Below are 13,723 nucleotides of genomic sequence, written 5' to 3' on the forward strand. Positions count from 1 at the left end.
GGGCCGGATGAGCCCCGAACCTCCCGCGACCGGGCGGGGACGGGCGGCGGGTCATGGGGTGCGCGCGATCAGGTAGCGGAAGATGTTCGGCATCCAGACCGTGCCGTCGTGCCGCAGATACGGGTGCAGCGCCTCGCCGATCTCCTTCTCCACCTGCCGTCGGTCGGTCGCCCGGACCGCCCCGTCGTACACGCCGGTCGACAGCAGCCCCCGGACCGCGCTGCCCATGTCCGCGTAGCCGAAGGGGCAGGCGACCCGCCCCGAGCCGTCCGGCCGCAGTCCGGAGCGCGCGGCGATGTCCTCCAGGTCGTCGCGGTGTGCCGGGCGCCGGCCGTCCTTGCGCAGCCGGTCGGTGAGGCGGCCGGCGATCCGGAGCACGGCGTCCGTGGCACAGCGTTCCGGCGGGCCCCAGCCGGCCAGGACAACGGCGGTGCCATGCCGCGCCGTCGCTATCGCGGCGTCGAGTGCGCTGTCGAACACGGGATCCGGCGCCGAGTCGCCGCCACCGCCGGGACCGGCCGGGTGGAAAGCCGTGATCAGGTCGTACGCCGGCCGGCCGGGCCCGGCGACGGCCTCGGCCGTCCGGTCGGCGGGGAAGAGCTCCCCGGCGGGGCGGTCCCGGTGCGCGCGTCCACGGCTGTGCGGCCCCTCCCCGAACAGCCGCTCCCGGGCCAGCGCGAGCCGTCCCCGGTCGGCGTCGATGCCGGTCACCCGTGCGCCCCTGGCCGCCGCGAGCACCAGGGCGAGCCCCGAGCCGCAGCCGAGACCGAGCAGCCGGGTCCCGGCGCGGACCTCCAGGCGCTCGTACACCGCTTCGTAGAGCGGCACCAGCATCCGTTCCTGTATCTCGGCCCAGTCCCGGGCGCGGGCGCGCGGGTCGTCGGCGGAATCCGCCGGCGTCGGTGGCATCTCCGAACGGTGCTGGTGGTCGGCGAGCGTACGTGTCATGGATAGCGCCCCAATCCGCCGAGAGGTTCAGATCGTGCCCTGCGTGACAGCCAGGCCCCCCTTGTGTGCGTGTGCGCACGTGTCCCCGTATGCCAGGGAACTCCCCATCCGGGTACGCGTCCAGTGGGTGGGAGAGGCCGGTGTCCGCGCTCCGGGCGTGCGCCCCGGCGTAATTGGCCGGTTCCCTGTGCCTGCCGCGGTGCCGACGCGGTTCCCGCCACGGCCGCACCACTGGCCGCCGCGCCGACGGAGCCTCAACACCGGTGCGGTTCAGGCCATTCGGGAGAGCTCGGGAGCGCCGGAAGGCGCCTCTTGTCCCCCTTCGGGGGACGGGGCGGTACCGGAAACTGATCACGGGCCCGGTACTGTCACCCGGGTGACCCCGCCGCGGTCACCCGGGCCCCGACCGGGGCCCGACGGGCCGCCCGGCGCCCTGGCGGGGCCGCGGCCCATACCCGTGGGGCCGTCACCGCGCCACTCCGGAGGCGATACCGGACCACCGCCGGACGTGGTCGGCTGCCGCCGGTTTCGATGGCCTGTTCCCGGAGACCCGGAGACCCGGGGTCCAAGGGCACGAGGCCGAGGCCCGGACCCCCGAGACGCGAGCTCCATGGGGCCACCGTCCACAGCGCGGGCCGCGCGGTGCCGTCGGTCTCCCCGAGTCCGACGCGACCGGTCCGACCGGTCCGTACGTAGATCGTCTACGCGGTGGTGTGTACGTGCTGCTACGTACGGCATTGAGGTGAGCTGCGAGGCTCCTCCATACATCGACGCACCCGCCCTCGTCAGGACGCATCAACGGCAACTGACGGGTACGTGCAAATTATTTGTGATGCCCCGTAATGGAACCCGGGAGGCTTCCGGCTCGTTGTTCACGACGTGAGCACGACACCACCTGTCCTCGCCGCGGAGCTGGCGCAGGCGTGGGCCGACATTCAGCGGTCCCACCCCGAGCTGCCGGACCTCGCCGCGCCAGAGTCCCTGATCGGAGAGTCCTCGTCCGCCTGTGGCGCGGAGCTCTCCTTCGAACGACTGCTTCACGAAGCGGTCCATGGCATCGCCGCCGCCCGGGGTGTCCGCGACACCTCGCGCGCCGGCCGCTATCACAACCGCAGATTCCTCGCGATCGCCGAGGAGATGGGGCTGGACCACCCCGAGGAGCCGCATCCCAGCAGCGGCTTCTCGCTGGTCTCGCTCAGTCCCGAGGCGAAGCGGCGCTACCGCCCCACCATCGAACGGCTTCAGCGCGCGCTGAAGGCGCACACGGTCGCGACGGCCGCCGACACCAAGCGCAGCTTCCGCGGTCCGGCCGCCCGGCACGGCTCGTCCGGCGGCGGGGTGCGCGTCAAGGCGGTCTGCGACTGCGGGCGGAACGTGCGGGTCGTCCCCTCGGTCCTCGCCCAGGCGCCGATCGTCTGCGGTGGCTGCGGCAAGCCGTTCCGCATCCCCGACGTGGTGGCCGCCGCGAGCTGACCGCGTGCCCGACGGCGACGGGTGCGGCCGGGGCCCGTCACCGGCCGTGCCGCCGCCCCGTCGTCCCGCGCGGCCGCCCACACCGTCCACACCGCCCGAGCCGTTCTCACGACCGCCACCTCCTCGTGGCCGCCGTCACCGCCCGCCCGCGCGGCCGAGCCGTACCCCTGTGGTGCACGGAGCCCCGGGGAGGGCCGGCCGCGGGGGTGTGGCACAATGGCCAGCTGTACTCGACAGTCGCACAGGACCCCTCTCTCCTTCGGCTGACGCGTCCATCGGGCGGGTCGGGTACCGCAACCCCACGCGGCACATCGCCTCGCTCAACCACGTCAAGACCAGGAGACACCACTCCAGTGGCAGTCAAGATCAAGCTGAAGCGTCTGGGCAAGATCCGTTCGCCTCACTACCGCATCATCGTCGCCGACTCCCGTACCCGCCGTGACGGCCGGGCCATCGAGGAGATCGGCCTGTACCACCCGGTGCAGAACCCCTCGCGCATCGAGGTCGACTCGGAGCGCGCGCGTTACTGGCTGTCCGTCGGCGCCCAGCCGACCGAGCCGGTTCTCGCGATCCTCAAGCTCACCGGCGACTGGCAGGCGCACAAGGGCCTGCCGGCCCCCGAGCCGCTGCTCCAGCCGGAGCCGAAGGCCGACAAGCGCGCCCTCTTCGAGGCCGCGCTCAGCGACTCCGGTGACGAGCCCAAGGGCGAGGCCATCACGCAGAAGGCGAAGAAGTCCGACAAGAAGGCGGACGAAGCCGGGACCGAGTCCTCGGCCGCCGACGAGTCGACCGGAGCCTGAGCATGCTCGAGGAGGCTCTTGAGCACCTCGTGAAGGGCATCGTCGACAACCCTGACGATGTACGGGTCGCCTCGCGCAATCTGCGCCGTGGCCGTGTGCTGGAGGTCCGGGTGCACCCCGACGACCTCGGCAAGGTGATCGGCCGCAACGGCCGCACCGCGCGTGCGCTGCGTACGGTCGTGGGCGCCATCGGCGGCCGGGGCATCCGCGTCGACCTCGTCGACGTGGACCAGGTCCGCTGACACAGCAGAACACCGGCACGGGCCGGGGAGGGCGCCGCCTTCCCCGGCCCGTTCCGCTTGTCCGTGCGGCGGACCGTCGGCACGGACAATTCCGGAGGGACGGAGCAGGCGGAGCCCTGCGGGAGGAAGAGGTGTGCGTCAGTGCAGTTGGTGGTCGCGCGGATCGGCCGCGCCCATGGCATCAGGGGTGAGGTCACCGTGGAGGTGCGCACGGACGAACCCGAGCTTCGGCTCGGACCCGGCGCGGTCCTCGCCACGGACCCGGCCTCGGCCGGACCGCTCACGATCGAGACCGGCCGGGTGCACAGCGGACGGCTGCTGCTGCGCTTCGAGGGCGTGCGGACTCGCTCCGGCGCCGAGTCGCTGCGCAACGTCCTGCTCATCGCCGAGGTCGACCCGGAGGAACTTCCCGAGGACCCGGAGGAGTTCTACGACCACCAGCTGATGGACCTCGACGTCGTCCTGGCCGACGGCACGGAGGTCGGCCGGATCACCGAGATCTCGCACCTGCCCTCCCAGGACCTGTTCATCGTGGAACGGCCGGACGGCAGCGAGGTGATGATCCCCTTCGTGGAGGAGATCGTGACCGAGATCGACCTGGCGGAACAGCGGGCCGTGATCACCCCGCCGCCGGGCCTGATCGACGACCGGGCCGAGGTGGCGTCCGCCCGCGAGGCCGCCGCGGGCACGGATCCCGCGGCCGCCGGAGAGGCCGGGGCCGACGGCGGCCCGGACCACGCGTCTGCCGCCGACGAACCGGCCGCCGGCGAGGGCCCGGAATCAACGGACGGCGCGGCCGGTGGTGCCGACCGCGGGGACGGGGCGGCGCGCTGATGCGGCTCGACGTTGTCACGATCTTCCCCGAGTACCTGGACCCGCTGAACGTCTCGCTCGTCGGCAAGGCCCGCGCCCGCGGCCGGCTCGACGTCCACGTGCACGACCTGCGGCGGTGGACGTACGACCGGCACCACACCGTGGACGACACCCCCTACGGCGGCGGCCCCGGCATGGTCATGAAGACCGAGCCCTGGGGCGAGGCCCTGGACGAGGTACTGGCGAGCGGCTACGAGGCGGGCGCCCACGGGCCGGTCCTGGTCGTCCCCACGCCCAGCGGGCGTCCCTTCACCCAGGAACTGGCCGTCGAACTCTCCGGGCGGCCCTGGCTGGTCTTCACCCCCGCGCGGTACGAGGGCATCGACCGCCGGGTCGTGGACGAGTACGCGACCCGGATACCGGTGATCGAGGTGTCCATCGGCGACTACGTGCTCGCCGGCGGGGAGGCGGCGGTCCTGGTGATCACGGAGGCGGTGGCCCGGCTGCTGCCCGGCGTCCTCGGCAACGCCGAGTCGCACCGGGACGACTCCTTCGCGCCCGGCGCGATGGCCGATCTGCTGGAAGGGCCCGTCTACACCAAGCCCCCCGAGTGGCGCGGCCGGGGGATCCCGGATGTCCTGCTCAGCGGGCACCACGGCAGAATCGCGCGCTGGCGCAGGGACGAGGCGTTCCGCAGGACGGCCCGTAACCGGCCCGACCTGATCGAGCGCTGCGACCCCGCCGCCTTCGACAAGAAGGACCGCGAGATCCTCTCGATCCTGGGCTGGGCGCCCGAGCCGGGTGGCCGATTTTGGCGCAGGCCGGACAGCGTGGAAGAATGAGCCGCTGCCGTACGTCCGGCGGGCGCCCCTGCCACAGGGGGAAAGACGCCGCCCGATGTGAACGGCACCACCCGGAACCTCATCGACATCCGCTGATGACCTGTGGCATCAGCGAGGAAGCAGACCTCTCATGTCCAGCCTGCTCGACTCCGTCGACGCGACGTCGCTGCGCAGCGACCTCCCCGCCTTCCGCCCCGGTGACACCGTGAACGTCCACGTACGGGTCATCGAGGGCAACCGCTCCCGTATCCAGCAGTTCAAGGGCGTGGTCATCCGCCGCCAGGGCTCGGGCGTGCGCGAGACCTTCACGGTGCGCAAGGTCTCCTTCTCCGTCGGCGTCGAGCGGACCTTCCCGGTGCACAGCCCGATCTTCGAGAAGATCGAGCTGGTCAGCCGTGGCGACGTCCGCCGCGCGAAGCTGTACTACCTGCGTGAGCTGCGCGGCAAGGCCGCGAAGATCAAGGAGAAGCGCGACTAGTGGTCGCGCGGGCGGCCGTGACGCCGCCCACCGGGACCGTCCAACGGCCCCGGGTCCCCAGGAGCGCCGGATAAGCTCTGGCTCCGATGGACACCCAAGCACAGCAGACGGAGCGCGGCCGCCCGTCCGAATCCCCCGCCGGATCGGACGAGCGGCCGCGCTCCGCGCGTCTGTCCGGCCTCCTGGACACCGTCCGGCTCTCCTGGTACCGGGTGGGGCTCCTGAGCGCAGTCTGCGCGGCCTTCGTGTTGCTGGTGAGCACCTTCCTCGCACAGCCCTTCCTGATCCCCAGTGGCTCGATGGAACCCACGCTTCAGGTCGGAGACCGCGTACTGGTCAACAAGTTGGCGTACCGTTTCGGTGGCGCGCCCGAGCGCGGTGACGTGATCGTCTTCGACGGCACCGGATCCTTCGTCCAGGAGCCGCCGCGGGAGAACCCCGTCACCGGCCTGCTGTACGGGGCGGCCGCGGCCCTTGGCCTCGTCGAGCCCGCCGAGACCGACTTCGTCAAGCGCGTGGTCGGTGTGGGGGGTGATCGTGTGGTCTGTTGCGACGGAGGGGGCAGGGTCGAGGTGAACGGCCGGGCGGTGAGCGAGCCGTATCTGCATCCGGGGGACGCGCCGTCACGCGTCCCCTTCGACATCGTCGTGCCCCAGGGCACCCTGTGGGTGATGGGCGACCACCGCGCCGCCTCGCGGGACTCCCGGGACCACCTCGGTGATCCCGGCGGCGGCATGGTCCCCGTCGGCAGGGTCGTCGGACGGGTGGACTGGATCGGCTGGCCGCCGGCGCGCTGGACCACGGTGCGGCAGCCGGACGCCTTCCGGGACGTGCGGAGCCCGGGAGGCGCCCATGGGTAAGCGAGGCCGGCCGGCCGCCCACGGCGGCGACACCAGACTGCCCACCGGCACCCGGCCCACCACGGGCCGTGTCCTGCCGGGCCGGGCCGAGCGGCGCAAGCTCGCGCGCCGGGTCAAGCGGCGGCGGCGCCGCAACGCGGCGAAGGAGATCCCGCTGCTCATCACCGTGGCGGTGCTGATCGCGCTGGTCCTCAAGACCTTCCTGGTCCAGGCGTTCGTGATCCCGTCGGGTTCGATGGAGCAGACGATCCGGATCAGCGACCGGGTCCTGGTGGACAAGCTCACCCCCTGGTTCGGCTCGCAGCCGCAACGCGGTGACGTGGTGGTCTTCAAGGACCCCGGGGGCTGGCTGGCGGACGAGCGGCCCGTGCCGGACGACTCGTCGTTCATCGTCCGCCAGATCAAGACCGGACTGACGAACATCGGTCTGCTGCCGTCCGAGGACGAGCAGGACCTGATCAAGCGGGTCGTCGCCGTCGGGGGCGACACGGTCAAGTGCTGTGACGCCCAGGGCAAAGTCTCCGTCAACGGCATGCCCGTGAACGAGCCGTATCTTCACCCCGGCAACGCGCCGTCGACGATCACCTTCGAGGTCAAGGTGCCCGCCGGACGGTTGTTCGTCATGGGGGACCACCGGGAGAACTCGGCCGACTCCCGCTTCCACCTCAGGGAGGCTGACCAGGGCACGGTCTCCCAGGAAGGCGTCGTGGGCCGCGCCGTCGTGATCGCCTGGCCCTTCGACCACTGGACCACGCTGGAACAGAGGGGTGCGTACGCGTCGATCCCCGACGCGCCCGGCGTGCCCGCCGCACCGGCGACGGCGCGTGCACCGTCGCATAGTGTGTCCTCCCAGGATCAGGACTCGGTGCCCGCTCGGGACCGGGATCCGGATGGATTGATCCAGCTCCCGACCCCTGCGGAACTCCCGCTCGTTATGGGAGTGGTGGGCCTGTCCCGGCTCCGGGGCAGGCGGACACACGGAGTAATCGCACGAGTGAGGAGTGGTTGTGGGGGACGTGGCGGTCGGCGCACGATCCGGACACGATGATCCCGAGGAGGGACGCGAGCAGCTCGCCGAGTCGCCCCAGAACACGCGGGACGGTCGACGGAGCGCCGGGAACACGGGCCCCGGCGGCGGACCGGTGTCCGGGGACTCCGGCGGCGGACCGGGGCACCCCGAGGGGCCCGGACCCGGCGCGGACGGTGGATCCGACGCGGAGAAGGGGGCGAAGCCGCCGCGTTCCTTCTGGAAGGAGCTGCCGCTCCTGATCGGGATCGCGCTGGTGCTCGCCTTCCTGATCAAGGCGTTCCTCGTCCAGGCGTTCTCGATTCCCTCGGACTCCATGCAGGACACCTTGCAGCGGGGCGACCGGGTGCTGGTGGACAAGCTCACCCCCTGGTTCGGGGCCGAGCCCCAGCGCGGCGAGGTCGTGGTCTTCAGGGACCCGGGCGGCTGGCTGGAAGGCACCCCGACGCCCGAGCCGAACCTGCTCCAGACGGTCCTCAGCACCATCGGGCTGATGCCCTCGGCCGAGGACAAGGACCTGATCAAGCGGGTCATCGCGGTGGGCGGCGACACGGTGGAGTGCAAGAAGGGCGGAAAGGTCGAGGTCAACGGGCACGCGTTGAACGAGACCGACTACATCTACCCCGGGAACACCCCGTGTGACGACGAGCCCTTCGGACCGATCACCGTCCCCACGGGCAACCTCTGGGTGATGGGCGACCACCGGCAGAACTCGCTGGACTCGCGCTACCACCAGGAGCTGCCCGGCCACGGCACGTTCCCCGCGGACCAGGTGGTGGGCCGGGCGATCGTGGTGGCGTGGCCGGTCAACCGCTGGGCCACGCTCCCGGTGCCGGACACCTTCGACCAGCCGGGCCTGAACACCGCCGCCGCGGCGGCGGTGGGAGCGGCCCCGGGTGCGCTCGGACTCGCCGGTGCGGTGCCCGTCGTACTGTGGCGCAGGAAGAGGCTGACCGGCGCGCGTACCGCCCGGTAGGGTGCGGTCCCGGATCGTCGGCCTCCGACGGTCGTCTTCCGGACCGGAGGTGCGCTGGGATGAGCGGTACTGGACCTGCGAACGGCGGCCGCGGCCGCCTCGGCGATGTGGTGTCGGGGCTGGTGGTGGCCGTCGGCTGCGTCCTCTTCCTGGGCGGATTCGTCTGGGGCGCCGTGGTGTACCGGCCGTACACCGTGCCCACGAACTCGATGTCCCCGACGGTGCGGGCCGGCGACCGGGTGCTCGCCGAGCGGATATCGGCCGACGAGGTCCGGCGTGGGGACGTGGTGGTCTTCAGCGACGCCCAGTGGGCCGACATGCCGCTGCTCAAGCGGGTGGTCGGGGTGGGCGGCGACAAGGTCGCCTGCTGCGACGAGGACGGCCGGCTGACCGTGAACGGCACCGCGGTCGCCGAGCCGTACGTGGGCGGGGCGGTGGGCGGACGCGCGTCCACGGAGGACTTCGACGCGACGGTGCCCAAGGGCCAGGTGTTCCTGCTCGGTGACGAGCGCGGCGGGTCGCTGGACTCACGGGTGCACCTGGAGGACGCCGCGCAGGGGTCGGTCCCGCGCACCGCGGTGGACGCGCGCGTGGACGCCGTGGCGTGGCCGTCGGCCGCCGTGCTGGACCGCCCGGAGGGCTTCGCTGCCCTGCCCGGCGGGGTGTCCGAGCCGGGGCCCGTGCGGCTGCTGACCGGCGCCGTGGTGCTCGGGGCGCTGCTGATCCTCGGCGGCGCGGCCTACGGGCCGGTCGCGAAGCGGCTGGCAGCTTCCCGGCGGACCGGCCGGACCGGACCGACGCGGAGGACCGGCGAGGGAGCGACGACACATGCGGGATGAGGCGTGCGAGGCGGTCGCCCGGGCAGCCGGGGACGACCTGGCCGACGCGGCCGGGGCGGACGACCGGGCCGGGGCGGAGAGGGCCGGGCCGGCGGGGAGCGGTGGGGAACCGCGCAAGGTCGCCCGGGTGGTCCTGCTGGACCCCGACGACCGGATCCTGCTGATCCACGGCTTCGAACCGGCGGATCCGGACGACACCTGGTGGTTCACCCCCGGTGGTGGGCTGGAGGGCGACGAGACCCGAGAGGCCGCCGCACTGCGCGAACTGGCGGAGGAGACGGGAATCACAGAGGTCGAGCTGGGGCCCGTTCTGTGGCGGCGGATCTGCTCCTTCCCGTTCGACGGACGGCGCTGGGACCAGGACGAGTGGTACTTCCTGGCACGTACCCGCCAGACGAAGACCTCTCCCGGTGGGCTGACCGAACTGGAGCGGCGCAGCGTCGCGGGTATGCGGTGGTGGACCTCCGCCGAACTCTCCGCGGCGCGTGAGACGGTGTACCCGACCAGGCTCGCCGAGCTGCTGCGCACGTTGCTCGACGAGGGTCCCCCGGACGCCCCGGTGGTCCTCGCTCCCGAAAACGTCCAGGGGTGAGGGAGCCGGGAGCACAATGGGGGGACGTACGGCTGAAGGGGAACATGCCATGAGCGCCGAGGACCTCGAAAAGTACGAGACCGAGATGGAGCTGAAGCTCTACCGGGAGTACCGAGACGTCGTCGGGCTGTTCAAATACGTGATCGAGACCGAGCGTCGCTTCTACCTCACCAATGATTACGAGATGCAGGTGCACTCGGTGCAGGGTGAGGTCTTCTTCGAGGTCACGATGGCGGACGCATGGGTCTGGGACATGTACAGGCCGGCCAGGTTCGTCAAGCAAGTCCGGGTCCTCACGTTCAAGGACGTGAATATCGAGGAGCTGAACAAGAGCGATCTCGAACTGCCCGGCGGCTGAGGAGCGTCAGCGACGAGTCCGTGATCTCCTCCGGGAGGGTGGCCGACTTATCCACATCGCGTGAGTTGTCCACCAAGATCCACTCATGACGACCGGTCGCGTCAGAGTCGGTGCCGGAGGTGGTGCCGAAATGAACGCGACGGGGGCGCTGGGGCGGTACGGCGAGGAGCTGGCGGCCCGACGGCTGGCGGGGGCGGGAATGACCGTCCTGGCCCGCAACTGGCGGTGCGGCAGGACCGGCGAGATCGACATCGTGGCCCGGGACCGGGACGCCCGGGGCCTGGAGGTGCTGGTCGTCTGCGAGGTGAAGACCCGCAGGGCCGGTTCGTTCGAACATCCCATGGCCGCCGTGACCCGGCGGAAGGCGGACCGGCTCAGACGGCTCGCCGAGTGCTGGCTGGACCGGCGCGGCGGCCCGCCGCCCGGCGGCGTGCGCATCGATCTGGTCGGGGTCCTGCTGCCCCGGTACGGCGCGCCGGTGATCGAGCACGCGCGGGGCGTGGCCTGAATGGGATTCGCACGCGCGTGCTCCGTGGCGCTGGTGGGCGTCGAGGGGGTGGTCGTCGAGGTCCAGGCGGATCTGGAGCCGGGAGTGGCCGCGTTCACCCTGGTGGGCCTGCCGGACAAGAGTCTGGTGGAGAGCCGGGACCGGGTCAGGGCGGCGGTGGTGAACTCCGGCGCGGAATGGCCGCAGAAGAAGCTCACGGTCGGGCTGAGCCCCGCGTCCGTGCCCAAGGGCGGCAGCGGCTTCGATCTCGCCGTCGCGTGTGCCGTGCTGGGCGCCGCCGAGCGGGTCGCCCCCGAGGCGATCGCCGATCTGGTGCTGATCGGGGAACTGGGGCTGGACGGGCGGGTCCGGCCGGTGCGCGGGGTGCTGCCGGCGGTGCTCGCGGCGGCGGAGGCGGGCTACCGCCGGGTGGTGGTCCCCGAGCGGACCGCGGGGGAGGCGTCGCTGGTCCCCGGGGTGTCCGTCCTCGGGGTACGGAGCCTGCGCCAGCTCATCGCCGTCCTGACCGACGAACCGGTGCCCGAGGAGCCCCCCGACGCGGCCGCGGGACGACCGGACCCGATGCCACCGGGGCTGATGGTCGCCGGCGCCGGGGTGGGCACCGGCCCGGCGACCGGCGCCGGGGCGGGCCCGGGCCATCGCCCCGACCTGGCGGACGTGGCCGGTCAGGCGGCTGCCCGGACGGCCCTGGAGGTGGCCGCCGCGGGCGGACACCACCTCCTGCTCCACGGGCCGCCCGGCGCCGGCAAGACGATGCTGGCGGAGCGGCTGCCCGCGGTCCTGCCACCGCTGACTCGCCAGGAGTCCCTCGAGGTCACCGCCGTGCACTCGGTGGCGGGCATCCTGCCCCCGGGGCAGCCGCTCGTGGACACCGCGCCCTACTGCGCCCCGCACCACTCGGCGACCATGCAGTCCCTCGTGGGCGGCGGGAACGGGCTGCCGAGACCGGGGGCCGTCTCGCTGGCTCACCGCGGAATCCTCTTTCTGGACGAGGCGCCCGAGTTCTCCGCCCGGGCGCTGGATGCCCTGCGGCAGCCGCTGGAGTCGGGCCACGTGGTGGTGGCGCGCAGCGCCGGCGTGGTGCGGCTGCCCGCCCGCTTCCTGATGGTGCTGGCCGCCAACCCCTGTCCGTGCGGGCGGCACACGCTGCACGGGGCGGGATGCGAGTGCCCGCCCTCGGTGATCCGCCGGTATCAGGCGCGGCTGTCCGGTCCGCTGCTCGACCGGGTGGATCTCAGGGTCGACGTGCGGCCGGTCGACCGGGCGGACCTGCTGGGGCGGGGCGGGCGGGGCGAGTCCACGGAGACGGTCGCCGCACGGGTCCGCGGGGCGCGTGAACGGTCGGCGGCACGCCTGGACGGCACGCCTTGGTCCGTCAACAGCGAGGTACCCGGGCACGAGCTGCGCACGCGCTGGCCGCTGGGCCCCGGCGCGCTCGCGGCGGCCGAGCGGGACCTGGAACGCGGGCTGCTCACCGCCCGGGGGGTGGACCGGGTGCTCCGGGTGGCCTGGACGGTCGCGGATCTCGCCGGGCACGACCGGCCGACCGTCCGTGACGTGGCGCTGGCCCTGGAGCTGCGGACGGGGATCGCCCGGGGCGCGACAGCTCTGGCGGGGGAGGCGTCATGACGTCCGCAGCGGACCGGACGGAGCGGCTCGCCCGAGCCGCGCTGACCCGCGTCTTCGAGCCGGGTGACGAGCACGGCGGGCGATGGCTGCGCCGGTTCGGCGCCGTCCGGCTGCTCGCCCTGCTCACCGCGTCCGGCGAGGGCGGGGGCCGCCCGCAGGACGGCGTCGGCGACCGGCTCACCGAGGACCGGCTCACCGGAGTCGGCGAGCGGCGGCTGCTCGGCTATCGCGCCCGGGCCGCGACCGTCGCTCCGGAGCGCGACCTGGCTGCGGTGGCCGCGGTCGGCGGCCGGTTCGTGTGCCCCGGCGACCGGGAGTGGCCCAGTCAGCTCGACGACCTGGGCGAGGCCGCGCCCATCGGGCTCTGGGTGCGGGGCGGGCCGGACCTGCGGATCTGGTCCCTGCGGTCCGTCGCCGTCGTCGGGGCCCGGGCGTGTACCTCGTACGGGGCACATATGGCGGCGAGCCTCGGTACCGGGCTGGCCGAGCGGGGCTGGGTCGTCACCTCCGGCGCGGCGTTCGGTGTGGACGGCGCGGCGCACCGTGGGGCGCTGGCGGCGGGCGGTGCCACGGTGGCGGTCCTGGCCTGCGGGGTCGATGTGGTCTATCCGCGAGGTCACGCCGAGTTGATCGGACGCATCGCCGAACAGGGCCTCGTCGTCGCCGAACTGCCGCCGGGCGCCCATCCCACCCGCAGCAGGTTCGTCCTGCGCAACCGGGTGATCGCCGCCCTCACCCGGGGGACCGTCGTGGTGGAGGCGGAGTACCGCAGCGGGTCACTGGTGACGGCACGCCGCGCGCAGCGGCTGGGGCGCTTCACGATGGGCGTGCCCGGCCCGGCCACCAGTGGTCTCTCGGCCGGCGTGCACGAACTGCTGCGCGGGGAAGGAGTGCTGGTCACGGACGCCGCGGAGGTGGTCGAGCTGGTGGGTGACATCGGTGATCTCGCGCCGGTAAGGCACGGGCCCCTGCTGCCCAGGGATCTGCTCGACCCGGCCGCCGCGCGGGTGCTGGAGGCGCTGCCGGCCGGGGCCCCGGGCGGGGTGGCGGACATCGCGCGCGACGCCGGGACGACACCGGACGAGGCGCTCGCCACGTTGTACGAACTCCACTCGTTGGGGTTCGTCGAGCGGCGCGGCGAAGGGTGGCGGATCACCGCGCCGACGGCAGTGCCCGACACGGCACGGCGAGGCGGTACTTGACCTCGAGCATTCGGGTGAAAGGGTGATGCGGGTGCCCCGCGTGCCCGGGCCGGTGATCCCCGGGGGCCCGCGCGAGCGGTGCCACCCCCCGGTCACGCGGTGCGGACGGTGGTGCCGGCGCGGGCGGGCGCGGTCG

The 13,723-nt window shown here is 73.1% G+C and carries 16 protein-coding genes; 15 read left to right on the plus strand and 1 reads right to left on the minus strand.

What is annotated here, in order from left to right:
• Nucleotides 1–51 precede the first annotated feature (51 nt).
• Entirely contained in the window at nucleotides 52–948 is an 897-nt protein-coding gene (locus IG02_RS0127205) for a methyltransferase domain-containing protein (RefSeq protein WP_030753571.1), read from the minus strand.
• A gap of 879 nt (nucleotides 949–1,827) precedes the next feature.
• Here IG02_RS0127205 and IG02_RS0127210 point away from each other — a divergent pair.
• From IG02_RS0127210 to dprA, 15 genes are all read left to right on the plus strand, one after another.
• Complete coding sequence (locus IG02_RS0127210; protein ID WP_030753574.1) at nucleotides 1,828–2,421, plus strand: hypothetical protein; 594 nt, start codon at nucleotides 1,828–1,830, stop codon at nucleotides 2,419–2,421.
• Between the two features lie 353 nt (nucleotides 2,422–2,774).
• Nucleotides 2,775–3,221 (plus strand): 30S ribosomal protein S16, encoded by a 447-nt coding sequence (gene rpsP, locus IG02_RS0127215; protein ID WP_030753577.1) that lies wholly within the window; start codon nucleotides 2,775–2,777, stop codon nucleotides 3,219–3,221.
• Nucleotides 3,222–3,223: 2 nt separating this feature from the next.
• Nucleotides 3,224–3,463: an RNA-binding protein gene (locus IG02_RS0127220; RefSeq protein ID WP_030753580.1), complete on the plus strand. Its 240-nt coding sequence runs from the start codon at nucleotides 3,224–3,226 to the stop codon at nucleotides 3,461–3,463.
• Between the two features lie 141 nt (nucleotides 3,464–3,604).
• Nucleotides 3,605–4,297 (plus strand): ribosome maturation factor RimM, encoded by a 693-nt coding sequence (rimM, locus tag IG02_RS0127225; protein ID WP_030753583.1) that lies wholly within the window; start codon nucleotides 3,605–3,607, stop codon nucleotides 4,295–4,297.
• Nucleotides 4,297–5,118, plus strand: a complete 822-nt coding sequence (gene trmD, locus IG02_RS0127230) for a tRNA (guanosine(37)-N1)-methyltransferase TrmD (protein WP_030753586.1) — start codon at nucleotides 4,297–4,299, stop codon at nucleotides 5,116–5,118. Before rimM ends, trmD begins: the two co-directional genes overlap by 1 nt.
• A gap of 130 nt (nucleotides 5,119–5,248) precedes the next feature.
• Entirely contained in the window at nucleotides 5,249–5,596 is a 348-nt protein-coding gene (gene rplS, locus IG02_RS0127235; RefSeq protein ID WP_030753589.1) for a 50S ribosomal protein L19, read from the plus strand.
• 86 nt (nucleotides 5,597–5,682) lie between these two features.
• The gene (gene lepB / locus IG02_RS0127240; protein WP_030753591.1) at nucleotides 5,683–6,456 is read left to right on the plus strand and encodes a signal peptidase I; all 774 of its coding nucleotides are present in this window, start codon (nucleotides 5,683–5,685) and stop codon (nucleotides 6,454–6,456) included.
• On the plus strand, nucleotides 6,449–7,504 hold the full coding sequence (gene lepB, locus IG02_RS0127245; protein ID WP_030753593.1) for a signal peptidase I: 1,056 nt from the start codon (nucleotides 6,449–6,451) through the stop codon (nucleotides 7,502–7,504). Before lepB (IG02_RS0127240) ends, lepB (IG02_RS0127245) begins: the two co-directional genes overlap by 8 nt.
• Complete coding sequence (gene lepB / locus IG02_RS0127250; RefSeq protein ID WP_030753594.1) at nucleotides 7,473–8,459, plus strand: signal peptidase I; 987 nt, start codon at nucleotides 7,473–7,475, stop codon at nucleotides 8,457–8,459. The genes lepB (IG02_RS0127245) and lepB (IG02_RS0127250) overlap by 32 nt, the downstream gene beginning before the upstream one ends.
• A gap of 59 nt (nucleotides 8,460–8,518) precedes the next feature.
• Nucleotides 8,519–9,298, plus strand: coding sequence for a signal peptidase I (lepB, locus tag IG02_RS0127255; protein WP_030753595.1), 780 nt, complete (start codon nucleotides 8,519–8,521; stop codon nucleotides 9,296–9,298).
• Nucleotides 9,288–9,890 (plus strand): NUDIX hydrolase, encoded by a 603-nt coding sequence (locus IG02_RS0127260; RefSeq protein ID WP_078854871.1) that lies wholly within the window; start codon nucleotides 9,288–9,290, stop codon nucleotides 9,888–9,890. The genes lepB (IG02_RS0127255) and IG02_RS0127260 overlap by 11 nt, the downstream gene beginning before the upstream one ends.
• 49 nt (nucleotides 9,891–9,939) lie before the next feature.
• Nucleotides 9,940–10,248: a DUF2469 domain-containing protein gene (locus IG02_RS0127265; RefSeq protein ID WP_014675276.1), complete on the plus strand. Its 309-nt coding sequence runs from the start codon at nucleotides 9,940–9,942 to the stop codon at nucleotides 10,246–10,248.
• A gap of 130 nt (nucleotides 10,249–10,378) precedes the next feature.
• Nucleotides 10,379–10,756, plus strand: coding sequence for a YraN family protein (locus IG02_RS0127270; RefSeq protein ID WP_030753597.1), 378 nt, complete (start codon nucleotides 10,379–10,381; stop codon nucleotides 10,754–10,756).
• On the plus strand, nucleotides 10,757–12,385 hold the full coding sequence (locus IG02_RS0127275; protein ID WP_030753598.1) for a YifB family Mg chelatase-like AAA ATPase: 1,629 nt from the start codon (nucleotides 10,757–10,759) through the stop codon (nucleotides 12,383–12,385).
• Nucleotides 12,382–13,587: a DNA-processing protein DprA gene (gene dprA, locus IG02_RS0127280; RefSeq protein ID WP_051765791.1), complete on the plus strand. Its 1,206-nt coding sequence runs from the start codon at nucleotides 12,382–12,384 to the stop codon at nucleotides 13,585–13,587. The genes IG02_RS0127275 and dprA overlap by 4 nt, the downstream gene beginning before the upstream one ends.
• Nucleotides 13,588–13,723: the final 136 nt, after the last annotated feature.

It is taken from the genome of Streptomyces sp. NRRL F-5135 (assembly GCF_000719775.1).
In the GTDB taxonomy this organism is placed as follows: Bacteria; Actinomycetota; Actinomycetes; order Streptomycetales; family Streptomycetaceae; genus Streptomyces; species Streptomyces hebeiensis.